This is a genomic window from Amycolatopsis sp. NPDC005003, assembly GCF_053600695.1.
In genome coordinates this window covers 134,461-158,613 of record NZ_JBSGAI010000004.1, presented here as the reverse complement: position 1 = coordinate 158,613, position 24,153 = coordinate 134,461, and the positions used below count along the sequence as shown (strand labels likewise).

The 24,153-nt window shown below is 71.0% G+C and carries 23 protein-coding genes; 9 read left to right on the top strand and 14 right to left on the bottom strand.

Annotated features, from left to right (window positions below; all coding sequences use genetic code 11):
- Positions 1-3 precede the first annotated feature (3 nt).
- Positions 4-867, bottom strand: coding sequence for a helix-turn-helix domain-containing protein (locus ACWED2_RS06630; RefSeq protein ID WP_449689442.1), 864 nt, complete (start codon positions 865-867; stop codon positions 4-6).
- A 40-nt stretch (positions 868-907) separates the two neighbouring features.
- Between ACWED2_RS06630 and ACWED2_RS06625 the strand changes: the two genes are divergently transcribed.
- The 3 genes from ACWED2_RS06625 to ACWED2_RS06615 are packed head-to-tail and all read left to right on the top strand — an operon-like array spanning position 908 to position 2,027.
- Positions 908-1,111 (top strand): zinc finger protein, encoded by a 204-nt coding sequence (locus ACWED2_RS06625; RefSeq protein WP_449689441.1) that lies wholly within the window; start codon positions 908-910, stop codon positions 1,109-1,111.
- Between the two features lie 23 nt (positions 1,112-1,134).
- A complete protein-coding gene (locus tag ACWED2_RS06620; protein WP_449689440.1) occupies positions 1,135-1,521 on the top strand; it encodes a hypothetical protein in 387 nt (128 codons plus the stop codon).
- A gap of 26 nt (positions 1,522-1,547) precedes the next feature.
- A complete protein-coding gene (locus ACWED2_RS06615) occupies positions 1,548-2,027 on the top strand; it encodes a DUF2127 domain-containing protein (RefSeq protein WP_449689439.1) in 480 nt (159 codons plus the stop codon).
- A gap of 51 nt (positions 2,028-2,078) precedes the next feature.
- Here ACWED2_RS06615 and ACWED2_RS06610 read toward each other — a convergent pair whose 3' ends face one another.
- The 3 genes from ACWED2_RS06610 to ACWED2_RS06600 form a co-directional block, all read right to left on the bottom strand.
- Positions 2,079-3,557, bottom strand: a complete 1,479-nt coding sequence (locus ACWED2_RS06610) for an ABC transporter substrate-binding protein (protein WP_449689438.1) — start codon at positions 3,555-3,557, stop codon at positions 2,079-2,081.
- A gap of 69 nt (positions 3,558-3,626) precedes the next feature.
- The gene (locus ACWED2_RS06605) at positions 3,627-5,501 is read right to left on the bottom strand and encodes a hypothetical protein (RefSeq protein WP_449689437.1); all 1,875 of its coding nucleotides are present in this window, start codon (positions 5,499-5,501) and stop codon (positions 3,627-3,629) included.
- A gap of 222 nt (positions 5,502-5,723) precedes the next feature.
- Positions 5,724-6,434, bottom strand: a complete 711-nt coding sequence (locus ACWED2_RS06600; protein WP_449689436.1) for a PP2C family protein-serine/threonine phosphatase — start codon at positions 6,432-6,434, stop codon at positions 5,724-5,726.
- Between the two features lie 88 nt (positions 6,435-6,522).
- On the opposite strand from ACWED2_RS06600, the gene ACWED2_RS06595 reads away from it, so the two are divergent.
- Entirely contained in the window at positions 6,523-6,951 is a 429-nt protein-coding gene (locus ACWED2_RS06595; protein ID WP_449689435.1) for a nuclear transport factor 2 family protein, read from the top strand.
- 21 nt (positions 6,952-6,972) lie between these two features.
- Here the strand turns inward: ACWED2_RS06595 and ACWED2_RS06590 are convergent, their stop codons facing one another.
- From ACWED2_RS06590 to ACWED2_RS06565, 6 genes are all read right to left on the bottom strand, one after another.
- The gene (locus ACWED2_RS06590; RefSeq protein WP_449689434.1) at positions 6,973-8,808 is read right to left on the bottom strand and encodes an ArnT family glycosyltransferase; all 1,836 of its coding nucleotides are present in this window, start codon (positions 8,806-8,808) and stop codon (positions 6,973-6,975) included.
- Complete coding sequence (locus ACWED2_RS06585; RefSeq protein ID WP_449689433.1) at positions 8,808-10,064, bottom strand: glycosyltransferase; 1,257 nt, start codon at positions 10,062-10,064, stop codon at positions 8,808-8,810. The genes ACWED2_RS06590 and ACWED2_RS06585 overlap by 1 nt, the downstream gene beginning before the upstream one ends.
- Positions 10,065-10,157: 93 nt before the next feature.
- Entirely contained in the window at positions 10,158-10,667 is a 510-nt protein-coding gene (locus ACWED2_RS06580) for a hypothetical protein (RefSeq protein WP_449689432.1), read from the bottom strand.
- Between the two features lie 110 nt (positions 10,668-10,777).
- Positions 10,778-11,092, bottom strand: coding sequence for a hypothetical protein (locus ACWED2_RS06575; RefSeq protein WP_449689431.1), 315 nt, complete (start codon positions 11,090-11,092; stop codon positions 10,778-10,780).
- 78 nt (positions 11,093-11,170) lie between these two features.
- On the bottom strand, positions 11,171-11,833 hold the full coding sequence (locus ACWED2_RS06570) for a Crp/Fnr family transcriptional regulator (protein ID WP_449689430.1): 663 nt from the start codon (positions 11,831-11,833) through the stop codon (positions 11,171-11,173).
- A 20-nt stretch (positions 11,834-11,853) separates the two neighbouring features.
- Complete coding sequence (locus ACWED2_RS06565) at positions 11,854-12,474, bottom strand: hypothetical protein (protein ID WP_449689429.1); 621 nt, start codon at positions 12,472-12,474, stop codon at positions 11,854-11,856.
- Between the two features lie 235 nt (positions 12,475-12,709).
- On the opposite strand from ACWED2_RS06565, the gene ACWED2_RS06560 reads away from it, so the two are divergent.
- Positions 12,710-13,780: a helix-turn-helix domain-containing protein gene (locus ACWED2_RS06560; RefSeq protein WP_449689428.1), complete on the top strand. Its 1,071-nt coding sequence runs from the start codon at positions 12,710-12,712 to the stop codon at positions 13,778-13,780.
- Positions 13,777-14,955 carry a hypothetical protein gene (locus ACWED2_RS06555; RefSeq protein WP_449689427.1) on the top strand — a complete coding sequence of 393 codons (1,179 nt, stop codon included), beginning with the start codon at positions 13,777-13,779 and terminating at the stop codon, positions 14,953-14,955. Before ACWED2_RS06560 ends, ACWED2_RS06555 begins: the two co-directional genes overlap by 4 nt.
- Here the strand turns inward: ACWED2_RS06555 and ACWED2_RS06550 are convergent.
- From ACWED2_RS06550 to ACWED2_RS06540, 3 genes are all read right to left on the bottom strand, one after another.
- Positions 14,900-15,457, bottom strand: a complete 558-nt coding sequence (locus ACWED2_RS06550; RefSeq protein ID WP_449689426.1) for a GNAT family N-acetyltransferase — start codon at positions 15,455-15,457, stop codon at positions 14,900-14,902. The two genes, ACWED2_RS06555 and ACWED2_RS06550, sit on opposite strands and share 56 nt — an antisense overlap.
- A 108-nt stretch (positions 15,458-15,565) precedes the next feature.
- The gene (locus ACWED2_RS06545; RefSeq protein WP_449689425.1) at positions 15,566-17,467 is read right to left on the bottom strand and encodes an ArnT family glycosyltransferase; all 1,902 of its coding nucleotides are present in this window, start codon (positions 17,465-17,467) and stop codon (positions 15,566-15,568) included.
- 4 nt (positions 17,468-17,471) lie between these two features.
- On the bottom strand, positions 17,472-19,007 hold the full coding sequence (locus ACWED2_RS06540) for a sensor histidine kinase (RefSeq protein ID WP_449689424.1): 1,536 nt from the start codon (positions 19,005-19,007) through the stop codon (positions 17,472-17,474).
- A gap of 181 nt (positions 19,008-19,188) precedes the next feature.
- Here ACWED2_RS06540 and ACWED2_RS06535 point away from each other — a divergent pair, with 181 nt between their 5' ends.
- Positions 19,189-19,722 (top strand): hypothetical protein, encoded by a 534-nt coding sequence (locus ACWED2_RS06535; RefSeq protein WP_449689423.1) that lies wholly within the window; start codon positions 19,189-19,191, stop codon positions 19,720-19,722.
- Positions 19,723-19,730: 8 nt separating this feature from the next.
- On the opposite strand, the gene ACWED2_RS06530 is transcribed toward ACWED2_RS06535, so the two are convergent.
- Positions 19,731-21,821: a fatty acid desaturase gene (locus tag ACWED2_RS06530; RefSeq protein ID WP_449689422.1), complete on the bottom strand. Its 2,091-nt coding sequence runs from the start codon at positions 21,819-21,821 to the stop codon at positions 19,731-19,733.
- Positions 21,822-21,959: 138 nt separating this feature from the next.
- Between ACWED2_RS06530 and ACWED2_RS06525 the strand changes: the two genes are divergently transcribed.
- The gene (locus ACWED2_RS06525) at positions 21,960-22,550 is read left to right on the top strand and encodes a TetR family transcriptional regulator (protein ID WP_449689421.1); all 591 of its coding nucleotides are present in this window, start codon (positions 21,960-21,962) and stop codon (positions 22,548-22,550) included.
- Between the two features lie 129 nt (positions 22,551-22,679).
- Positions 22,680-24,071, top strand: coding sequence for a trigger factor (tig, locus tag ACWED2_RS06520; protein WP_449689420.1), 1,392 nt, complete (start codon positions 22,680-22,682; stop codon positions 24,069-24,071).
- Positions 24,072-24,153 lie beyond the last annotated feature (82 nt).

Sequence of the window (24,153 nt, the reverse complement as noted above, 5' to 3'; positions counted from 1 at the left end):
CGGCTATCTCACTGCCTCTGCGATCAGGGCGCGCGAGGCTTCTTCGCTCAAAGCTCTTCCGGAGAGCACTTTAGCAAGCCCGAAGTATGCGCGGATGTGATCTGCTTCGTAGAGAAAGGCGCTCGAGTAAGCATGTTCGAGCAGGGCGATCGGCGGGGTGTCCCCATATTCGTAGAGGAAGAATGAGCCGAGCATGCCGGGGTGGTACGAGCCTTTGGCGGTCAGGACTCGCAGCGAGACATTGGGCCGCTCGGCGACTTCGAGCAGGTGATCCATCTGGTCTGACATGATGTCCTCGTTCGCGATCGGCTCGTGAAGAGTGCGCTCGTTGATGATCGCCCGGTATTGGACCGGCTCGGGTCGGGAAAGAATCCGCTGGCGATCGAGTCGCGTGACGAGATGGGTATCGGCCTGGGTCGGAGTCAGGTCGGAATTGCTGAGAATGGCCCGCGCGTAGTCGGCGGTCTGCAGGATCCCGGGAATGATAGTGGAGGCCCAAGCGGTGATCTTCGTGGCGGATCGCTCGCATTCCAGCAGGCCGGACAATTCGGGAGTGATCTCGGGTGAGCCTGGCGTGACCCAGTCGCGCTCGCGGGCCGTCCTCGCCAGTTCGAGCAGGTGTGTCTGCTTTTCCCCGCTCACCTTGAAGAAGCCGAGGATGAGTGCCACGTCCGCCACGGTCGGCAGTCTCAATCCCTTCTCCCACAGTGAAAGGGCCTGTGGTGCGAAGCCGAGTATCCGGGCGAGCTTCCGCAGGCCCATTCCGTGTGCTTCGCGCAGCTCGCGCAGTCCTGCGGCCAATGCGCGGGCTCGTGGCGTCGAAGAAGTCGGTTTCATTCCTCGATCATAGGAAACCTCGTTCGTCACTCGCTCAGTGTGTTGGTGTCAACCAGCCGCGACAGTTTCAATGGACACCATGTTGAGGTGGCAGCAAGCGGAGGGAAAGCGCCACGCGCTCGACGGACCCTTTCCTCCGCGTCCGGAGGAACAGTTCGTGGCTCTGTGCGGGGAAGAAGTGACGGTGGCGGTCCGTGATGTTCCGCAGCTCGGAGGGCACTGGTTCGACCCGACCTGTGCCGGGTGCGAGTCGGCGTGGCTGGGGCGGTGTTGACCGACGCCGGCCGGGATCAGCGGTTGCTGGAGCGCATTCGCGACCTGCACGCCTCGCTCGTCCCCGATCTGGCTTGGCTGGCCCGAACCGTCGGGGAGGAGGCGCCACGTCCCGACATCCTCCGCGACCTGGGCGAGCGGCTCGCCGAGCTGGGCGCGGACCTGATCACCCGCGCCGACGAGCTCGACGCCGAAGTCCGGGCCGGCCTGCCGGAGCACGGCTGGCTCCCCGAAGCGGGCGCACGGCGGCAAGCGCTGGCCGTCGCCCACCAGGTCGGCCCGCACCCCCTCCGGTGCGGGCCGATCTTCCTCGCCGTCTGCGGTGCGGCGTGCCTGCCCTTCTACGGGACGGACCCGACCGGCCGGACAGCCCGGCACGAACGGTGCGAAAAGTGCCTCCACGTGCACTGATCCGCCGTTTCTGCTGAGCTGGAGGCATGTCCGACCAACAGACCACGGCGACCGAGCGGTTCTTCCGGATCGCGATCGCACTCAAGGGCCTCGACGGCGCGCTGCAGGTCGTCGGGGCGCTGATCCTCGCGTTCGTCCCGGCGGCGACGGTCAGCGGCTTCACCCACGCGGTGATCACCCGCGACCTGCTCGGCGACCCGTCGGGCACGCTGGCGCGCCACCTCGAGTCGGCGACGGAGAACTTCCTCCACGGCGACACCAAGACCTTCGCCGTCGCGTACCTGCTCGCCCACGGGCTGATCAAGCTCGGCCTGGTGTGGGCGCTGGCCCGCAAGATCGTCCGCGCCTACCCCGTCGCGGCCGTCATCCTGGCCGCGTTCGTCGGGTACGAGATTTTCCGCGCGGTGCACACCCACTCGATCGCGCTGCCGTTCTTCGCCGCGCTCGACCTCGTGATCATCGTCCTGGTGCTGCGGGAGTACCGGCAGCTCAAGCGCGCCGCCTAAGGGCTCGGCCCACGGCGGAACCGTCCGAGAGGGCGAGAATCCCGCGGCCGACTACTGGGAACGGCACGTCGGCGTTGTGTCCAGTGGGTGTCCCTGCGACCAGACCAGCGCGTCCGGACTGGTCGTACCGTTGGCCTGCAGCCGCAGGATCGGCAGCGCCTTGTCGACCTGGTTGCCGTCTTCCTGTCGGAAGGCAACGAAGCCGGTGGCGCCGGGCAGCGCCGAGTTGCAGTCGATGTTCGCCACGAAGTTGGCCATGCCCTCGTAGCCTCGTGTCGGGTTGTCCTCGGCGGCTTTTACCGCCGTGGCCGCGGCGTCGTGCTCGATCATCGCGGCGCCGTCCAGCAGGTCGGCCGGGGCGAACCTGTTCCGGGTGAAGCGGTTCTCGAAGTCGGTGTAGTTCGTCCGGTAGGTCAGGGATGCCGGGTCGCCGACGAACTTCTGCCACTGGTCCCGGTAGGCGAGAGCGGTGTAGAGGGGCTGGACGGCGATGTCGCCGTCGAGCGGGAGCGGCGAACCGACGGTGGTCGCGGCGTCGTCGCCGGAGATCACCGTCACCGACGGGAGTTGCCGGCAAGCGCCGTCTCCCGCCAGTGCCGTGATGAAAGACCGCAGGTCCACGCCGCGGCCGGCGAAGTAGACGACGTCCGGCTGTGCGGCGCAGATGTCGGAGTGCATGCCGCTGAACAGCCTGAGCAGGTATTCGTGGCGGTTGGCGCCGGTGAGCCTGGCGGGCAGCCGGTACTTCTTCGTGAATTCCACCGGGACCAGGTTCTGCTGTTGGAAGGCCCGGGCCAGCGTCGCGGCGTAGATTTCCGCGTCGCTGACGTCCGCGACGAGCATCGTGCGCCGGTTCGGCAGGCCCGCGATGTAGTTCACGGCGGCTCGTGCCTCATCGGTATTCGTCGGCCCGACCCGGAAGAAGTTCCGGATGGGCCGGTGGGCCGCGTCGAAGTTCAGGTCGTCGCCGGTGACGGTGGCGCCGATCGTCACGATGTTGTGCTCGGACAAGGCCGCGATGGCGTCGCGGACGTTGCTGAGGCTGATGCCGAGGCCGGTGACCGCGGCGATGTGCTCGCTGTCCGAGTGCTCGACGATCCGGTCCACCACCGCGCGCCAGTGTGCGGCGTCTCCGCCGATGTTGGCCAGAAGGAGCTTGAAGTGGGCGGCCCCGGAGCCGGGCGAGACCGCGGTGATGGCACCTTCGATCTCGTGGCGGACGTAGTTGGTCGGTGTGCTGTCGGTAGCCGGATCCGAGGTCATGTTTTCCAGCAGCACGATCGTTTCGTAGTCGCCGGCGACTTGTCCGTTGCGCTCCGCGATGACGGCTTCGAGGTCGGCGAGCGGGTCGTCGTCCCGGAACGGGCCTGACTCCAGGTTCAGGCCGACGCACCCGGCGTCGGCCGTGTCGTCCAGACCCGGCCCGCATCGCTCCCACGGCCGTTGCCAGGTCACCAGACCGCTGAGCAGGACGAGGGCAGCGGCGGAGAGGACCAGCCAGTGCCGGTGCGCCCACCCCCGCGGGCGCACCGGCGGGGCAGTATGGCGGCTCCGTGACGGGGCACGGCCGGCCAGAACGCTGCGGGACAAGGTGGCTCCTCACGGCCAGAGGCCGCGTGCGGCCCGGTCGGCGAAGGTGTAGAGGTGGGCAGTGTCGGCGCGTTCGGAAGTTCGAGAGAGGTTGACCAAAGCCAGCTCGATGTCGCGGTTCTGGGCGCTGCCCCGCACGGCGAACGGGTTCGTGACCAGCCAGCTCGCGGCGATCAGGCGCGCAAGTTCGCTGCGCAGGGGCGTCCGGTCGGGCTGGTGCTCGCGGTCGGCCTTGACGAGTTGTTCGCGCAGTTCGTCGTAGCCGGAGGTGAGGGGCTGGTTGTCCGGCGCGTGGACGACCAGCGTGAGCCGGTCGAGCCACTGGAGGTGTGGTAAATCCGGGAAGTCCCGTTCGAACAAATCGACCACGGCGGGAAACTCGCCGAGGGCGAGCAGGCAATAGGCACGGCGGACGTCGTCGGTTCCCACGATGGTCCGGAGGGCGGTGAATTGTGCCCGGTAGCCCGGAGCGTCGTCGTCGCGGCGGGCCAGAGCGGAGGTCAGGTTGCCGGCAAGCCACGGATGCAGCGTGACCTGATCCTGGGTGCCGTCGTGACCACTCGCCCGAACCCATAGGGAGGCCCGCAGCTCGGTCAGGATCGTTCCGATGCGCGGCTGGACGGTGGCGCCTTCCGCTCGCGGCTGGACCAGCCACGGCGCTGTGGCGAAGGGCGCTGCTGCCACCAGCTCATCCATCTCCACAGCGGACAGGCCGAGCTCGGACAGCCAGGATTGCCAGGGGCCCGGGCCGTTGTCTCCGAGGAGGTCGCGCGCGCCCGGCACGATCTCTCTGCCGGGCAAGACCCGCGCTACGTGTTTCACCGCGCCTGGCAGACCACCGGTCGCCCGGTGTGCGAACTCAGCACGTGCGCGCGGGACGTCGCGGCCGAGGAGTTCGGTGACCCCGCCGATGGCCAGCGGCTCGAGCAGCACCGGGTAGTACGCCGAGGACCGCGCATCCGCAGGGTCGGCCCAGTGCTCGTAAGAGGCCTGGCTGCAGGCGGGAACGGTTCGGCCCACGCCGTTTTCCGGTTGCCAGGGCGGACGCCAGGTCCGGCCGAGTTCGTCGCCCCACTCGCCTTGCCACGACCCACTGGTGGCGACCACCAGCAATGGGTCGGCGGTGCCGCGGTGCCGTTCTCGCGCGGCGGTCAAGGCCCGCAGGAACGTGAGGCCACCAGGGTGGTCGACGTTGTCCAGGAGCGCCACCCAGGTGTGCGAATGGGGCTTCCGTCGGGAATCGGGACAGTCACAGGGGCTTCGGCGTTCGGGGCCGGACATCCGGCGGTGGTTTTCCCTGACGTCCGCGAGGAAAGCTTCGATCAGCCAAGCCGTGAGCAGCTCGGCGTCGGCTTCGCGTCCGCGGGCAAGCCGATTCAGGTCGATGAGCGCGTCGTAGGCGTCGCCACCTTGGAACCACTCCACGTCCCGCAGCGAGCGCAGGGCTTGGGCCAGCCGGGGCCGGACTGCTTGCACCAGCTTGGGCAGCTCGGCGGAAAACGCGTCGGCGTAGGGTGCCGGGACCGCTCCTGTCGCGGTGGCGAGCCGGACGCCGAGACCGATCGTCGCGTCGACCCACCGGGGCCGGCGGTCGCGGTGGAACTCTTCGAGCAGCCGGCGCAGTGTGGCTTTGTCCTGGGCGTAGTCGGTGGTACCGAGGTCGGCCTGTGCGGCGATCAGAGCCAGCGCGAATCGCAGGAACCGCGGCTTCGCACGGTGACGCCAGCTGCGCGAAAAGCCGTACACGAGCCGGGTGAGCACGTCGGCCGGGTTCGCGTTGCTGTCGCCGAAGTCGAACCGGCTGTGCACGACACCCCAGCCGAGGTCGGCGTCGATCCGGTGCAGTGCGTGTGTCTTCCCGGAACCGACCGGGCCGAGCAGCACGGCGACCGGCGGCTTCCGCGGTGGTTCGCCGACGACGCCGTGCCACAGCAACTGCCTGGCGAACAGGACAGTTCGGTCTGGTTCTGCCATCGGCGACTCCCTGCGACCCTTCGATACGGTGGGTCACGAGAGTAAGCAGAAGGTGACGAATCAGCTATGAGCCGGGCGCGATTGGCCGGTTTTTGTCATCTCGGGTCCGGTCTCACGTTGTCTCACGTTGTCTCACGCGGCGACGGGAAACCGGACCGTGGTGCTGTCGACCTCCAGGGGTTCGACGTAGAGGGCGGTCGCGTTGTCCGAGCCGCCGCGGGCGAGTGCGGCTTCGACGAGTTCGGCGGCGCCCGTGCCCGGCCGGGCCAGCACCGCGCGGATGCCGCTGCCGGTGAGCGGCTTGTGTACGCCGTCGCTGGTCAGCAGCAGGCCTGCGCTCGTCGTCTCCGCCGTGCCGATCTCGTGCGCTTCCGCGGTTCGGACGCTGGTGGTGACGACGTGCTCCATCCGCGGTGTCACCGGCTGGTGGCGGGCGCGGAAGTACTCGGCGAGCGTGTGGTCGGTGGTCAGGCGGCTCAGCGTGGTGCCGTCCCAGGCGTACGCGCGGGCGTCGCCGACCCAGGCGATGCGGTACCCGCCGTGCTCGGCCGGCATGGCGACCACCAGCACCGCGTCACCCAGGGTCTGCTCGCGCACCGCACGCTGGGCGGCGAGAACCGCCGCCACCGGTCCTTTGTGGACGGGCGTGCGCGCGGCGGCCGCGGCGGCGGTGCGGGCGGCGCGCGCGGCGGCGGGATCGTCGCCGACGCCGTCGGCGAGGGCGAACGCGATACCGGGCCCGCCGGCGGCGGCGTACGCCCCGACGGCGTCGGCGTTGAGTGAGCGCGGCCCCTGCGCACTCGCGGTGTGCCAGCGTGGGTAACCCGGACGGGTGGTGATCATCGCGGCCTCCTCATCCCCTCTGACCTCCATGATCCGCGCCGAACCTAAGGCGCGGCTGAGACTTTCCGCGCTCGGTACGATCGTCTTCGTGGACGACTACCGGGCGCTCGAAAACCTGGTCTTCTCATACGCTTCGCTGGTCGACGCCGGGGACTTCGCGGGCGTGGGAGCGCTGTTCGCGGAAGGGGCTTTCGCGGGGAGCGGCGGCGTGCTGCGGGGCGCGGCGGAGGTCGAGCGGATGCTGCGCGGGTCGGTGCTCGTGTACGAGGACGGGACACCGCGCACGAAGCACGTGACGACGAACGTGGCACTCGAGGTGTCCGGCTCGAAAGCGGCCGGCCGCGCATACTTCACGGTCCTGCAGGCGCTCCCGGGTTTCCCGCTGCAGACGATCGCGGCAGGCAGGTACGAGGACAGCTTCACGCGAGACGGGAGCGGCTGGCGGTTCACCGAGCGCCGGGCGACGGTGGACCTCCTCGGCGACGTCAGCCACCACCTGCGTGCGAAGGGGCCGTGAGCGGGCCCCTTCGCACGATGCTCAGCTCTGCAGGTCGTACACCGTCTGGCCGTCGACGGTGGTGGCGGTGAAGTTCGCCGTCACCCACTCGGTGATCTCCGACGAGCCGCCGCCCGGGCCGCCTCCGCGGCCGCCCTCGACGTAGTACTCGACTTCGCCCGCGGCCACGTACGCCTTGAACTCGTCCAACGTCGGCGCCGGGTCCGAGCCGCTCCAGCCGCCGATGCCGATCACCGCCTTGCCGCTCGCCAGCTCCAGTGACGCCGCGCTCTGCGAACCCGTCGTCGCCGCCGCCCACTTCGTCGTCGTCTTGGCCAGCAACGCACCGACCGCGCTCGAAGAGTCGTCGAAGCCACCGAAGCCACCCATCGCGCTCGACGTCGGGCCCGAGCTGGGGATGGACCCGCTGTGCGCCACCGAAGCCGTCTCGACGCCGTACGCCGCGGACGACACCCCGATCGTCAGGACCACCGCCGCCGCCACGACCGCGAGGAAGCGGCGAGAAGCAGGCACGCCCATCACCAGCACCGTCCCGACCAGCACCCCCAGCACCGCGACGACCCAGCGCAGCGCCGGGAACCAGTCCGGGGTCCGGTCCAGCAGGATGAACGACCACACCGCCGTCGCCACGACCATCCCGGCCAGCACGGCCCGCGGCGCCAGGTGCGCCCGGCCCTGCCACAGCGCGCGGCCCGAAATCGCGACCAGCGCGGCGATCGCCGGGGCCAGCGCCACCGCGTAGTACGGGTGCACCGTGCCGCTCATGAAGCTGAACACCGCCGCCGTCACGACCAGCCAGCCACCCCACAGCACCAGCGCCGCCCGCGTGCGGTCCGTGCGCGGGGCCCGGCGGGTGAACCACAGCCCGGCCACCAGCCCGATCAGCGCGGCCGGCAGCAGCCACGAAATCTCCGTCCCGAAGCTGGCGCCGAACATCCGGAACAGGCCCGTCGACCCGCCGAAGCCGGTGTTGCCGCCCATGCCGCCGCCACCGAAGCCGCCGCCGTTGCCCTCGCCGCCGAAGATGCGGCCCAAACCGTTGTAGCCCAACGCGAGTTCGAGCAGGCTGTCCCCTTCGGAGCCGCCGATGTACGGCCGCGCCGACGCCGGCCACAGGTCCACCAGCGCGATGAACCAGCCCGCCGAGACGACCAGCGCGACGACCGCGCCGCCGAGGTGCAGCAACCGCTTGCCCAGCGACGCCGGCGCCGCGATCAGGTACGCCAGGCCGAACGCCGGCAGCACCAGGAACGCCTGCATCATCTTGGTCAGGAACCCGAACCCGATCGCCGCCCCGGCCAGCGCGAGCCACCGCGGGCTCGCCGTTTCCGTGGCCCGCACGACGAAGTACGCGCCCGCGATCATCAGCAGCACCAGCAGCGCGTCCGGGTTGTTGAAGCGGAACATCAGCGCGGCGACCGGCGTCACCGCCAGCATCGCCCCCGCCAGCAGCCCGGCGACCGGGCCGGCGGTCCGCTTCACCGTCAGGTACAGGATCCCGACGGACGCGACGCCCATCAGCGCCTGCGGGGCCAGCACGGTGAAGCTCGAGAAGCCGAAGATCCGGGCGAACGCCGTGCCGACCCACAGTGCCGCGGGCGGCTTGTCCACGGTCAGCACGTTCCCCGAGTCCAGCGACCCGAACAGCCACGCCTTCCAGCTCTGCGTCCCGGACTGGACGGCGGCCGCGTAGAACGAGTTGCCGTAGCCGGACGCGGTGAGGTTCCAGAAGTACAGCACCGCGGTCGCGGCCAGCAGGCCGAACACCGCCGGGCGCACCCAGCGTGGGGGCGCGTGCGCCGCGGACTCCTTGCGGTGCCGGGGTTCGGACACCGCGGCGGGCAGGACGGCGGTCATCAGTACTCCTTCTGAGTGGTGGCCTGGCGGCGCGGGTTGAACACCCAGCCGCGCAGCAGCAGGAACCGGAGCACCGTGGCGGCGAGGTTCGCCAGCACCAGCACGGTGAGCTCCAGGATCAGGCCGGGGGTGGTGGATCCGTTGAGCAGCGCGAGCGAGCCGCTGGTGAGCGCGAGCCCGAGGCCGAACACGAGCAGCCCTTCGACCTGGTGCCGCCCGGCGCCGGCCCGGCCGCGGATGCCGAAGGTGAGCCGCCGGTTCAGCGCGGTGTTCCCGATCGCCGTCACCAGCAGCGCGGCGAAGTTCGCCGGCTGCGCGCCGACGATCGTGCGCAGCAGCAGGAACAGCACGAGGTAGGCGAGCGTGCTGCTGACGCCGATCGCGGCGAACCGCACCAGCTGCGTCACCAGCCGCGGCGGCACGCCCGGCGCGTCGACGCCGATCGGCTGCCTGCCGAGTTGCTCCCGCAGCCGGCTGATCGGGATTTCGCCGGTGAAGGTGGCCTTGGTGACGCGGGCGATGCCTTTGAGGTCCTCGGTGGCGGTGCGCACGATGTTGACCGACGAGTCGGGGTCGTCGACCCAGTCCACGGGCACTTCGTGGATCCGCAGCCCGGCGCGCTGGGCGAGGACGAGCAGCTCGGTGTCGAAGAACCAGCCGGTGTCCACGACGTGCGGCAGCAGTTCGCGGGCGACGTCGGCGCGGATGGCCTTGAACCCGCACTGCGCGTCGCTGAACTTCGCGGCGAGCGTCGAGCGCAGGATCAGGTTGTAGCAGCGGGAAATGAACTCGCGCTTCGGGCCCCGCACCACTCGCGCCCCCCGGGCGAGCCTGCTGCCGATGGCGAGATCGGAGTGCCCGGACAGCAACGGCGCGACGAGCGGCCCGAGCGCGGCGAGATCGGTCGAGAGATCGACGTCCATGTAGGCGAGCACGGCGGCGTCGGAGGCCTGCCACACGGCGTTGAGCGCACGGCCGCGGCCCTTCTCGTCGAGGTGGTGGACGGCCACCTCGGGGAATTCGCGGGCGAGCCGTTCGGCCACCTGCAGCGTCGCGTCGGTGCTCGCGTTGTCGGCGACGGTGATCCGGTACGGGTAGGAGACGTGCTCGGCCAGGTGGGCGTGCAGCCGTCGGATGCACGGCTCGAGGTCGGCTTCTTCGTTGAAGACCGGGATGACGACGTCGAGTACGGGCTGCGGGCCGGCCAGGTCGACCGGGACGGTCCCGGGCCGCGATGCGGGGGCGGTGGCTGTCATGCCCCCACGGTCGCGGCCGCCGCTTTGGTGATCGTGTGTTCTCTCTGTGCGGTTCCTGTGCGGTGCCCGGCTCGGGTCCGGGCACCCGCGGGCTCAGCTGTGCGCCCGCAGCGGAACCACGTTGCTCGGCAGCGACGCACGGCCCGGTTCGCGCTTCGGTGACGTCGGGCTGATCGTCAGCGTCACCAGGCTCGCGTACCTCGGGTGGCGGTCGACGTACACCTCGGGCACCGCGCAGGCCGCGGCCAGGACCTGGCGGTGGCGGTGCAGGTGCTCGAACGCCTCGCGCCCGTACAGCGACACCACGATGTCGCCGCCGCGGGGACGGCTCCAGAGGATCGCCGGGAGGCGGCCGCCGGGCAGGCGCAGGTGGGGGAACACCGCGCGCAGCCGGTGCTGCAGCCGGATCGCGTGGATGCGGGCCTGCACCTGGCGGCGGCGCAGCACCGCCACGCCGAGCGCGGCGGCGAGGACCGCCGACGCCCACAGCGGGCCGGCCCACAGCGCGAACGTCACCACGCCGTACGGGAGCAGCGTCACGGCCAGGATTTCCCAGCGCCAGTGGTAGATCCGCAGCGGGAAGGTCGGGGGAGGGCTGCTCATTTCCGTGCTCCTTTCGGTGGGACGGCGGCGGAGGAGGCCGCCGAGGTGGCGCAGGAGACGTCCGGCACCGGCGGCCAGCACGAGTGCGGCGACGATGACCGGCCCGGACGTCATGTCGGGATCCGGGTCTTCGGGGCGGGCTCGGGTTCGACGTGGTACCCGGGGTGCTCCGCCGACCCGGGCCGCCGGAAGCCGTCGCGGTCGCGGCCGAGCTGCCAGGTCCAGCGCCAGCCGGCCCAGATCGCGGCCGCGGAGCCCACCAGGACGAGGACGATGGCCTGCCCCACCAGCCCGTCGAGCGGGGCGAGCCGCAACAGCACCAGCAGCGCCCACACCTGGGACGCGGTGAAGGGGATGACGAGCCCGGCCGCGTAGACGCCCCGGCGCCAGCGGCTCCGGCCCGGTGCGGTGATGTAGGGGTCCATGAAAGCCCTCCTCTGCCCTGGATCCAGGAAACCTCCGGCGCACCGTTTCCTCTGTGTCAGGAGACACAGAGCGCGGAATCAGTTCGCCAATCGTCGAAGTTCGGCCATCCGGTGGATCGTCACCTGTCTTCTGCCGGTGCTGATCACCCCTCGGCGGCGCAGGTCGCGCGTCACGCGCGCCCACGACTCCCGCGAGATCGCCGCGGTCATCGCCAGTTCGGCCTGGGTGGCCGGGACCGCGATCCGGATGTCGTCCCCGCGCGGCACGCCGTGCTGGACGGCCAGCTGCATGAGCTGCGCCGCCACCCGCCGCGCCGCGGCCCCGCCGCCGAGCTCCAGCCACTGCCTGCCGACGGACCGCAGCCGGGTGGAGAGCACGAGCAGCAGCGCCCAGGAGATCCGCGCCCGCGCCTGGCACAGCGCGGCGAACCGGTCGCCGGGGATTTCGAGCACGTCGAGGTCGTCGAGCGCCTCGACGGTCGCCGAGCGCGGCCGCTCGTCGATCGCGGCGAGCTCTCCGATGACGTCACCGGCACCCCGCACCCCGGCGACGACGTCGCGTCCGTCCGGCGTTCCGTGGACGATCCGCACGTGCCCGGTCAGCAGCACCAGGACGACACTGGAGAGATCACCTTCCCGGCACACGGTCTGCCCGCGCCGGTAGGAGCGCCGCGTGGCGGATTCCGCCAGCTTGCGGCGATCGGCCGGGGCCAGTGCGGCCCAGAAGCCCGTCGGTTCCACGGTCCCCACCTCGTTTCGCGCTACGCGGTCATGTCCTCCTGGCGCCGGGCGGCTTCCGGCAGGTGGATCCACCCGCGCAGCCGTTGCTTGCCGACGGTGATGGGCACCGTCTGGAAGTAGGTCGTGTCGTCGATCCCCGGGTAGCCGTGCCGGACGACCGACCGGTGCATTTCCGGTGAGATGACGAGCACCAGCGGGGCCGCCGTGACGCGCAGCTGCCGGCGCAGTTCCTTCGCGTCGACGAAGCGGCAGGCGATGTCGACGTCCTCGCCGTACGGGCCGCGGCTGTCGTAGTGCACTTCGCCGGCGTGCACGGCGACCCGGAGCCGGAAGGCCAGCTCGGGATGGCTCTCGGCGTGCTTTTCCAGCAGCTCGGCCAAGGTCGGGACGACGGTGGTGAGCAGCACCGGCTTCGGGGCCTGGTCGACCGGCCGGACCAGGCACAGCGCGCCGTCACCCCGGTCGACGAACTCGTCGCGGAACTTCTTGGTGATCCCGCCGGCCAGGAGCGCCTCGTCCAGCAGCTCGAACAGGACGGTGCGGAGCCGGGCCCGGGCCGGGTTGGTCCGCGTCGTCGAGCCTTCGATGTCGACCACCACAATCGCGCGGTGGAGGGGCACGTGTTGCGCTGGGATGCTCATGGCCTGCTCCTGCCTTCAGGTCAAAACTGAAGTTCAGTCAAGGAGACTGTAAGCCGTGAAGTACCCCGGATCAACTGAGATGAATCGGTGTTATCTTTTCGGTGCGGGGAAGTTCCGCTGAGCGTAACGTTTCAGTCCCAGGTTCGGCGGGGCCCCGACCAAGCCGCTAGTGACGGGGAGTAGTATTGGCGCCCTCGTCGGGATTACTGAAATTTCCTGAAGGGCGGCCCGAGTCGTGTCCCCAGCCCAGCCACAGTGGTCCGCGCTCGCTCACCGCCTGCGCGCGCTGCGCGAGACCGAGTGGCCCGAAGCCGGGATCACCCAGGCCCAGCTCGCCAAGGCGCTCGGCGGGAACAAGTCCCTCAGCATCTCCCTGATCTCGTCGTGGGAGAACATCGAAAAGCCGGTCAACCCGCCGAGCAGGCGGCTCGAGGCCTACGCGACGCTGTTCGCGACCCGGCGGTCGCTGGACGGCGGCACGCTGCGCGTCCTCCCCATCGGACAACTGACGGACGAGGAGCGGGCGCGGCGCGGCGAACTCCTGAAGGAGCTCCTGGGACTGCGCGAGGGCCGGGAGTTCGCCGGGCCGCCGGCTCCGGTGGCCGACATCTGGACCTTCGAACAAGGCCAGAACATCACGATCGTGTGCGCGCCACTGCCGGAGAAGTACCGGCGGCACCTGTCCTATGCGGACCCGGAGAGCGCCGACTTCGTCTCGCTGTACACCTACGCCGACCCGGACGCCCTGATCGAGCTGTTCGGGCACATCCGCTCGCGCAACCCCGAGAACCAGGTCAAGTTCTGCACCAGCGAGGAGCTGACGGCGGACGACTACACGAGCCACCTCGTGCTGCTCGGCGGGGTGGACTGGAACTCGGTGACCCGGGACGTGATCGAGCGGGTGGACCTCCCGGTGGAGCAGGTCGGCCGGGCGGACGACGCCGAACACGGCGGGTTCCGGGTGCAGCAGAACGGGCGGCCGAAGCTGTTCGAACCCAAGCTCGACCGGCAGGAACACCTGCTGGAGGACGTGGCCCACTTCTACCGCGGCGAAAGTCCGTTCAACCGAAAGCGCACTGTGACCGTGTGCAATGGTATGTACGGTCGTGGCACGCTCGGAGCGGTTCGTGCGCTGACGGACGCGCGTTTTCGCGACCGTAACACCGCGTACGTGCAAGACCGGTTCGGCGATGTGGAATCCTTCAGCATCATCAGCCGCGTGCCTGTCGTCGGGGGACAGGGGCTGACCCCCGACTGGACCCTCGAGGAGAACCGGTTGCACGAGTGGCCCGAGGCTGCCGAGTGAACCCCCGTCAGCACGAGTCGCACCAGGACCTCCTGGCGCACTTCGACACCGAGGACGTTTCCGGCGCGGCGATGGACGCGGTCATCGTGCCCACCGCGCGCCCGGCTCCCTACTTGCGACAGGCCATCGCGGCGGCCAAGGACCAGGATGCTTTCCTGCTTTTCCTGTGCAGCAAGCTGTCGACGATCTCCGGTGCGATCCTCGAGGCGAAGAACGCCGGCGTCCGCGCGCTCGCCATCGACATCGACCTGCTGAACCCCGGGCTCGTACCGGAGTTCGCCACCGACCAGATCCTGCGCTTCACCCGCTTCCGGCGGCAGACCGACACCAGCTTCAAGCGCAACCTGGCGCTGCTCATCGCGGTGCTCGCCGGCTGGAAGCGGATCCTCTTCCTCGACGACGACATCGAGCTGCCGAATCCCGCCGACCTCGGTGTCGCGGCCGGCCTGCTCGGCGAATACCCGGTGGTCGGCCTGGCCAACGCGGGCATGCCGGACAACTCCGTCGTGTGCCACGCGATCCGGGACGCCGGGCAGAAACAGGACACCTTCATCGGCGGCGGCGCGTTGGCCGTCGGCGAAGCGGCCTTCAGTTCGTTCTTCCCCAACATCTACAACGAAGACTGGTTCTTCCTGCTGGACGGCATGAAACTGCGGCCGTCCGCGATCACGGGCACGGCGGTCCAGAAGCCCTACGACCCCTACCGGGACGCTCGCCGCGCCCGCGGCGAGGAACTCGGCGACACCTTGGCCGAAGGCGTGTTCGGCCTGTTCGACAGTCATCTCGGCCTGGCGCAGGCCGACAGGGCGTACTGGCGCGAGTTCCTCGCCGACCGCCGCCGGATCATCCGGGACACCATCAAGCTGGTGGAGGCGTCGCCGATCGAGGCGGCCCAGCAAGCGCGGATGGTCGGCTCGCTCAAAGCCGCGGTCGGCCGCAGTGAGCTGATCACCCCGGACCTGTGCGTGCGGTACCTGCGTGCCTGGCAGCAGGACTGCGTGAGCTGGCGGCAGCGGATCACCGACCTCCGGCGTGACCACCACGGGGGTTCGGGTGTGGAGCACGCCGTCGCGGCGCTGGGCATCCCCCTGCTGGCTCAGGCCGGGATCGACGTCCCGGTCAGCACGGGTGCGGAGCGACGACCGGAGGTGCCTCGGCCCGCGGCGCGGGTGTGATCGGCACCAGGTCCCTGACCAGCACGTGACACACTTCCTCCTCGATCTGGACGGTGCCGTCCGGTGAGGTCGTCCGCGCCAGGCAGATGACCTCGCCGTGACCCCAGTCCTCGTAACCGAGGTTCTTGTACAGCCGGGCGGCGTCGTCGTTGTCCGTCCGCACCGCGAGCGCAACCCGGTAGTGGCCCTTCTCGAGGAGACGACGCTCGGCCTCGCCGACCAGCGCCTTGCCGACGCCGTTCTTCCGCAGGTCCTCGTGGACTTCGAGGTGCGTGATCAGGGGAACGCGGGGCAGGTGGTCGCGGATCGGCTTCTCTTCCGCATCCGCCAGCCACAGGTAGACGACGCCGGCGAGCCGGGAGTCCAGCCAGCCCAGGAGCAGCTGACCGTGCTTTTCCTGCTGTCGTTCGAAGCGATCTTCGAAGAAAGCGCGGTCACCGAAGGCTGCGACGAACGATTCCAAGTCTGCCGATTGGGCCAGCCGTATCTTAGGCTTGGTCATCAGCAGGAACTCCTGTTCGCCTGGGCACCACCAGTGTGCCGGAGTGAGCCGGTTCTTGACCAGGTTGCCCGGGCCCGGACCGGCGTCACACCCTGCTTTCGTCGTGTCTCACACGGTCGCAGCCAGGTCGTACACCGTTACGCCGTCCACAGTGGATGCCTCGTAGTGCTCCGCCACCCAGTCGGCGATCTGCTGGGCCGCGTCCGAACCGCTGTTGCCCGGCATCGACATGCCCTCGCCCAGGAAGTAGTGGATTTGCCCGTTCGCCACGTACTGCTGGAACTGCGCCAGCGTGGGGTACGGGTCCGTTCCGTTGAAGCCGCCCACCGCCAGCACCGGGGCTCCGCTCGCCAGCTGGTAGCCCGCAGCCGCGTTCGACAGGACCGTTGCCGCCGTCCAGGTGTACTTCGACGCGTCCGTTTGGAGCAATGCCGTCAGGGAAGCGCCCGGCAGTGTCGTCGAAAGCAGCGAACCCGGGCCGCCGCCGCGACCGCCGCCGAAGCCGCCGGGGCCACCGCCGAAGCGGCCGCCGAAACCCGATGACGGGCCCGCCGACGGGATCGCTCCGCTGTGCGTTGTCGCCGCCGTGGCCAGCGTGTACGCGCCGGTGCCGGTGAGCGTCACGACCAACGCGAACGCCGCCACCGAGGTGGCCGCCAAGCGGGTCAGGTGCGGCGCGAAGAACAGCGCCACCGCCGCGAGCAGGCCGCCGACCAGGACCGTCGGGGCCAGCCACGGCTGCCACGACGAGCCCAGCAGCAGGTACGCCGTCAACGCTGTCACCGCGACCCCGCCGCTGAGCAGGCCCGAGGCCGCCGGGTGGGCGCGAAGGCGCCACAGCTGGACCGCCGCCGTCCCGGCGAGCGCCGCCACCGCCGGGGCCAGGGCCACCGTGTAGTACGGGTGGATGATGCCGCCCATGTAGCTGAACACCAGCGCCGTCACCAGCAGCCAGCCGCCCCACAGCAGCAGGGCCGCCCGGGACTGGTCCGTGCGCGGGGCCCGGCGGGTGAACCACAGCCCCGCGCCCAGCGCCAGCAGCGCCGCCGGCAGCAGCCAGGCGATGCCACCCGCCATCTCGCTGCCGAAGAGCCTGGTCAGGCCGGTCGAGCCCCAGCCGCGGCCGGCGCCGCCGCCGACGCTGCCGACCTCGTCGCCGGTGATGCGGCCGAAGCCGTTGTAGCCGAAGACCAGTTCCCACAGCGAGTTCGTCTGGGACCCGCCGATGTAGGGCCGCGAAGCCGCCGGCCACAGCGCGACCACCACCAGGTACCAGCCCGCTGCCACCAGCACCGAGACGAGCGCGCCGAGCAGGTGCAGCAGCCGCTTTCCGAGCGACACCGGGGCGGCGACGAGGTACGCGACGGCGAACGCGGGCAGCACCAGGAACGCCTGCAGCATCTTCGCCAGGAAACCGAAGCCGACGGCGACACCGGCCAGCGCGAGCCAGCGCGGGCTCGCCTTCTCGACGGCGCGCACCACGCAGTACGCGCCCGCCACCAGCAGCAGCACCAGCAGGGCATCCGGGTTGTTGAACCGGAACATCAGCGCCGCCGCCGGCGTCAGGGCCAGCACCAGGCCCGCGACCAGCCCGGCCGCCGGGCCGGACGAGCGGCGGACGGTCGCGTACAGCAGCCAGACCGAGCCGACGCCCATCAGCGCCTGCGGCACCAGGACGCTCCACGCGTTCACGCCGAACAGCCGCGCCGACAGGCCCATCACCCAGAGCGCCGCCGGGGTCTTGTCGACGGTGATCGCGTTGGCCGCGTCGCTGGAGCCGAAGAACAGCGCCTTCCAGCTCTGCGAGCCCGCCTGGGCGGCCGCCGAGTAGAAGGCGTTGGCCCAGCCGGAGGCGCCGAGGCCCCACAGGTAGAGCACGGCGGTGCCGAGCAGGAGGACGGCCAGCGCGGGCCGGTGCCACGACGGGCGAACCGGCGGCGAGGGCACAGCGGTTTCGCGGGATGCGGAGCCCTGGGCCCGGGGCGAAGCCCCGGAAGTCACAGCGGTCATGCGCTCAGCTTCCGGTGCCCAGCTGGGGCCGCGTTGTGCCGATGCTGTGCACCCGCTGTGCGGGCACGGCCACGGGGAGGCGTACCGCGAACTCCGTCCGGCCGGGCCGGCTGTGCACCTCGATCGAGCCGTGGTGGGCGACGACGACGGCGGAGGCGATCGCCATCCCGAGCCCCGTGCTGCCGGCCTGGCGGGAGCGCGAGGAGTCGCCGCGGGCGAACCGCTCGAACACGTCCGGCAGCAGGTCCGGTGCGATGCCGGGGCCGTCGTCGGTCACCGTGAGCACGGCGCTGCCGTCCGCCGAACGGGCCAGCGCCGTCACCACCGTGGTGCCCGGAGGGGTGTGCGTGCGCGCGTTGGCGAGGAGGTTCGCCAGCACCTGGTGCAGGCGCTGGACGTCGCCGAACACGAGCACCGGGTCCGGCGGCAGCTCCAGCAGCCACCGGTGCCGCCGCCCGGCGACCCGGGCGTCGCCGACGGCGTCGGCGACCAGCCGGGTGAGGTCGACGTCGCGCACGTCCAGTGGCCGGCCCGCGTCGAGCCTGGCGAGCAGCAGCAGGTCTTCGACCAGCGCCGTCATCCGGACGGCTTCGGACTGGATCCGGCCCATCGAATGGGCGACGTCCGGTGGCACCAGCGCGCTGCCCCGGGCGGCCAGCTCGGCGTACCCGCGGATCGCGGCCAGCGGCGTGCGCAGCTCGTGGCTGGCGTCGGCGACGAACTGCCGGACCCGGATTTCGCTGTCGTGCCGGGCTTCGAGGGCCTGGGCGACGTGGCCGAGCATCAGGTTCAGCGCCGAGCCGACCTGGCCGACCTCGGTCCGCGGATCGGTGTCGCCCTCCGGGACGCGGATGGACAGCGCCACCTGGCCGCGGTCGAGCGGCAGCTCGGTGACGCGGCCGGCGGTGGCCGCCACGCGATCGAGCGGGCGCAGCGTGCGGCGGACCGCGAACGCGCCGAGGAAGGCCGCGCCGAGCACGCCCGCGGCGGCCACGCCGAACAGGATGAGCCCGACGGTGAGCAGGGTTTCGTCGACCGGCTTCATCGGCAGGCCGGTGACCACGACTTCGGACGTCCCGGCGACCGGCAACGCCATCAGGCGGTACTCGCCGAGGTCGTCGAAGGACAGGGTGTGCGGCTTGCCGTCGGCGGGCACCGACCGCATCAGCGCCTGCTGCGCGGCGCTCAGGTACAGCCGTCCGCCGTGTTCGGAGATGCTGTCGTCGTGGACGAGCGTCCGCCCCGAGAAGGTCGCGCTGACCGTGCCGACGTTCTGCCCGAGCGGGTGCTGGCCCAGGTTCTCCGGCGGTGGGCCGCCGCCCGGCGGCCGGGCGTTGCTCGCGAACACCAGCGAGCGGTTCGCCGCGGCCGAGAGCTGCTGGTCGATCTGGCGGGTGAGGAAGAGGTCGAGCGCGAACTCGCTGATCACCCCGACGATCAGGCACACCACGGTGAGCAGCACGACCACCGAGCCGGTCAGTTTCGCGCGCAGCGAAAGCCGCCCCCGGCGGGGACGAGGCGGGACGGTTCGCGCGGCCATGCAGCCAGCGTCCGTCCGGGCCGTGTGTGCGGCTTGTGCGCTGCCTGTGAAGCGGCTGTGGGGTGACCGGGCCGTTGCGCGATGTCCGGTTTCCGGTCACAGGAACGGCTGACGGCGGGCACAGTCGGTGCACAGCCGGCGGCTCCACCGTGGACCTCATCCGAACAGCGAGGAGCGACACATGAGCACACCGTCCACTCCGGACCAGACGTGGGGCGCGACGCCGGCCCCGAAGCCGTCGTGGTCGCCGGGCAAGAAGATCGCGGCGGGCGCCGTCGCGGCAGTGATCGTGGCCGGCGGAGGAGCGGCGGTCTGGGCCGCGTCGTCCTCGGCGGCGACCGAGACGCAGGCGGGCCCGGGCGGAACGGCGGGCGGGCCCGGCGCCATGCCGGGCGGCGCGGGCGGGCTGGGCTCGGCACTGCACGGCGAATACGTGGCGTCCGACGGCAACGGCGGCTACGTCACGAAGATCATGCAGACCGGCGAGGTGACCGAGCTGAGCGCGACGTCGCTGACCGCCCGAAGCGATGACGGCTTCTCCAAGACGTACACGATCACGTCGGCCCAGGCGACGGGCCTGGCCGCGGGCGACACGGTGACGGTGGTGGCCACGGAGTCCGGCGGCACGGCGACCGCGACGTCGGTGACCGACGGCGAGTCGGGACCGCAGGGCCAGGGCGCCCCGCCGTCGGGCGCCCCCACCCGGACCGGCTGACCGCCCGGTCAGCGGCGGTCGTAGTCCACCGAGACCTCCGGGGTCGTCGCGCGGGAGCGGCACGTAAGGATCCGGCCCGCGGCGACGTCGTCTTCGGTCAGCGCGTACCGGACGTCCATGTCCACCTGGCCGTGCAGCAGCGTCGCCCGGCACGTGCCGCACGCGCCGCCCGTGCACGAGTACGGCACCTCGTAGCCGGCCCGCAGCGCCGCGTCCAGGACCGTCTCCCCGGCCCGGGCCGTGACGCACGTCGTCGTGCCGCCCAGCGTCACCGCCACCCGGGCCGGGGTGCCCGCCGGGTCGCGCAGGGGCGCCGCGCCGCGGAAGAGTTCGAAGTGGACGTTCTCCTCCGGGACGTCCGCGTCGGCGAGGGTGCGGCGAGCCAGCTCCGTCAGGCCGCGCGGTCCGCAGAGGAACCACTCGTCGACCTTCGCCGGGTGCAGCCGGTTCTGCAGCAGCGCGCGCAGCCGGGTCGCGTCGAGCCGCCCGCGCTGGTAGCGCTCGTGGGAGATGGCCAGTGCCTCGCCGACCGTGTCGAACTGCCGCGGCCGGTGCGCGTGCAGGTCCGGGTCGCGCTCGTCGGTGCGGTAGTGGACGACGTGCAGCCGGCCGCCGAACCCTTCGGCGAGCGCGCTCAGCTCGGCCGCGAACAGCGTCGTGGCCCCCGAGGTGTTGACGTACAGCAGCGTGGCCCGGCTGTGCGGCTCCGCCCTCAGCGCGCTGACCAGGATGGACAGCACCGGCGTGATGCCGCTGCCCGCGGCCAGCGCCACGTAGTGGGCGGTCCGCGCCGGGTCCGGGGTGAGGGTGAACGCGCCGGACGGCGGCAGGACGTCGAGGAGGTCGCCCGCGGCGAGCGTCGTGGTCGCGAAGCCGGAGAACGCCCCGCCGGCCCGCCGCTTCACCGCGATCCGCAGCTCGCCCGCGTCCGACGGCGCGCAGATCGAGTACGTCCGCCGCACGGGGTGGCCGTCGAGCACCGCGCGGACCGCCACGTGCTGGCCGGGCGCGAACCGGAACTCGGGCGCCAGGTGCGGCGGGACGTCGAAGGTGATCGCGACGGCGTCCGCGGTCAGCGGCCGGACCTCCCGCACCCGCAGCCGGTGGAACCGGCTCGGGCCGAGCGGGGGCGGCTCGGGACAGGGCTCGTGGTCGCCGAGGTCGTCGGCCAGCCGCCGCCACGCGCGGTACTCCGCCGGCGTCAGCTCCCGGCCCCACGCCGTGATGATCGGGACGTCGCGGGCCAGGTAGGCCTCCCGGTTGTCCCGCCAGGCACGCAGGTAGCGGTAGAACGGCACGGCGGGGTGGAGGTGGTGCACCAGGTGGTAGTTCTGGAACAGCATCATCGGCGTCATCAGCCACTCCAGCCCCACCCGCACCCGCGTGGTGCCGAACTTGTCGCGCGGCTTCGCGGCGGGCAGGCCGTGGTGCGGCAGCCAGTCGAACCACCAGGCCAGCACGGCCAGCCCGATCCGCTGCGGCAGCAGGTACCCGAGCACCAGCTCCTGGCCGTGGCCGGAGGCGATCAGCGTCGCGGCCGCGACGCACGCCAGCGACAGCAGCACGACCGCCTCCGCCCGCTCCGGCGCCGGGCGGGTGCGCGCGCGGACGGTGTAGAAGCGCGCGTACCAGAGGTCGATGGTGAGCCAGCGGAACGGCAGCGACCACCAGGCTCCCTGCGACGTCCACGCGTCAGGATCGGTGTGGGAGTCCGCATTCGTGTTCCGGTGGTGTTCACTGTGGATGAACCGGAGCAGCGGGAACGACGCGTACGCCGCGACGAACGGCATCGCCAGCCGGCCGAGCACCTCGTTGACCCATGTCAGTTTTCCTGCGGCGTGGTGGGCGGATTCGTGCACCACGGTGAACATCGTGAAAGTGACGATCGCGTGCAGTGGCACGGTGAACACCGGTGGCGCGATCCCGGCCAGCAGCAGCCAGGTCGCGGTGGCCCACAGCGCGGCGCCGCCGGCGAACAACAGCAGCGTCGGCACCGACAGGCGGGGCAACGGGATGCGGGGCGAGGGCACCGAGCGCGCGGCCGGCGAGGTTGATGCGGACGTCCGGGAGCCACGCGGCGAGGTATCGACGACGGGCATCGAGCGGTCTCCTCGGTCGAGAAGCTCCTGGCGAGGCGGGAGTCACCGTAGACAACGCGCTCGCGTTTGTAAACGTTGTGCCACGCTCCGAAAAAAGGTCCCGGCCAGCTGAACGCAAGCGGTGGGTAAGCTGGCCCTGTGAAGGCCGTCACCCACCCCGCCCCGCCGCGCACCCGGGATCGGCTGCTGGACGCGGCCGCCGAGCTCACCGCCGGCGCGGGCTGGGCCGCGGTGACGATGGGCAAGCTGGCCGCGCACGTCGGCGTCAGTCGGCAGACCGTCTACAACGAACTCGGCTCCAAGGCCGAGCTGGCCGAAGCCTTGGTGCTGCGGGAAACCGAGCGCTTCGCGGATCGGATGACCGAGGTCGTCGCCGCCCACCCGGGCCGTCCCGTCGACGGCGTCACCGCGGCGTTCTGCCAGACCCTCGAAGCGGCCAAGGCCAACCCGCTGATCGTCATCGCGCTCGGCTGCCCGAAGGGCGGCGGCGAAGACTTCCTCCCGCTGCTGACCACCCGGCCCGAGGGCGTGCTGGAGCGCTCGGTCGACACCGTGGCGGCCCTGTTCGCCCGGTGCTACCCGGAGGCCGGGCTCACCCTCTCGGAGTGGACGGTCGCGGTCGAGGCCATCGTCCGGCTGCTGCTCTCCCACCTGGTGCAGCCCAGCGGGTCGGTGGCGCACGCGAGCGGCCAGATGCGCTGGGTGATCGGCCGGATGCTCGGCGCCTGACCTCGCAGGTGGCCCCCGGCCCGGTGGCGGAGGCCACTGGCCTAGACTCGGACGTCCCGGCCTGCACATGAGGCGGGGTCATTTCCGCAGGATTGTCCACCACAATCGTTACCGCTCGAGGAGAAGACCTTGAAGAGCACCGTCGAGCAGCTCAGCCCGACGCGAGTCAAGATCAATGTCGAGGTGCCGTTCGACGAGCTCAAGCCGAACTTCGACCGCGCCTACCGCAAGATCGCCCAGCAGGTGCGCATCCCGGGCTTCCGGCCCGGCAAGGCGCCCGCTCGCGTCCTGGAAAGCCGGATCGGGCGCGGCCCGGTGCTCGACGAGGTCGTCAACGAGGCCATCCCGGCCAAGTACATCGAGGCCGTCCGCGCCAACGAGGTCCGCACGCTCGGCAACCCCGAGTTCGACGTGACCAAGCTCGAAGACCGCGACGTCCTCGAGTTCACCGCCGAGGTCGACGTGCGCCCGGAGATCGAGCTGCCCGACCTGGACGGCTTCGCGGTCACCGTCGACGACGTCGAGCTGACCGACGCGGAGGTCGACGAGCAGCTCGACGAGCTGCGCGCCCGCTTCGGCACGCTGACCGGCGTCGAGCGCCCGGCCGAGACCGGCGACTTCGTCTCGATCGACCTGTCCGCGACCGTCGACGGCGAGGCCGTCGAGGAGGCGAGCACCACCGGGCTGTCCTACGAGATCGGCTCCGGCCAGCTCGTCGACGGCATCGACGAGGCGATCGTCGGCGCGAACGCCGGCGAGACCAAGACGTTCACCACCCAGCTCGTCGCCGGTGAGCACGCCGGCAAGGACGCCGAGGTGACCGTGACCGTCCAGTCGGTCAAGTCGCGCGAGCTGCCCGAGGCCGACGACGAGTTCGCCCAGATGGCCAGCGAGTTCGACACGATCGAAGAGCTCAAGAACGACCTGCGCGAGCGGCTCGGCCGCGTCAAGAAGATGCAGCAGGGCGTCCAGGCCCGCGACAAGGTGCTCGACGAGCTCCTGGAGCGCACCGAGGTGCCGATCCCGGAGAAGGTGCTCGACGCCGAGATCGAGAACCGCAAGCACGACGCGATCCACCCGTTCGACCACGACGAGGCCCAGTTCGCCAAGGCCCTCGAGGCCGAAGGCCGCACGCTCGAAGAGTTCGACACGGAGACCCGCACCGAGTCGGAGAAGGCCGTCCGCACGCAGCTGCTGCTGGACACCATCGCCGACAAGGAAGAGGTCTCGGTCAACGACGGCGAGCTCACCGAGCGGATCATCTACCAGGCCCAGCGCTTCGGGATCAGCCCGGACGAGTACGTCCAGCGCGCCCAGCAGTCGGGCCAGCTGACCGCGATCTACGCCGACGTGCGCCGCGGCAAGGCCCTCGCCTCCGTGGTCCGGAAGGCGACCGTGACCGACGGCTCCGGCGCCGAGGTCGACCTCTCGGAGCTGTTCGGCAGCGACGAGCCGGCCACCGACGAGGCAACCCAGGAGACGCAGGTCACCGACGAGGCGGCGAAGACTCCGGCGGAGTGAAGCTGTGAGCGAACTTGGGCGGTGTCAGGCATTCTGCACCGCCCAAGTTCGTTAGGGTCGGATACAAGATCTCAAGCATCTG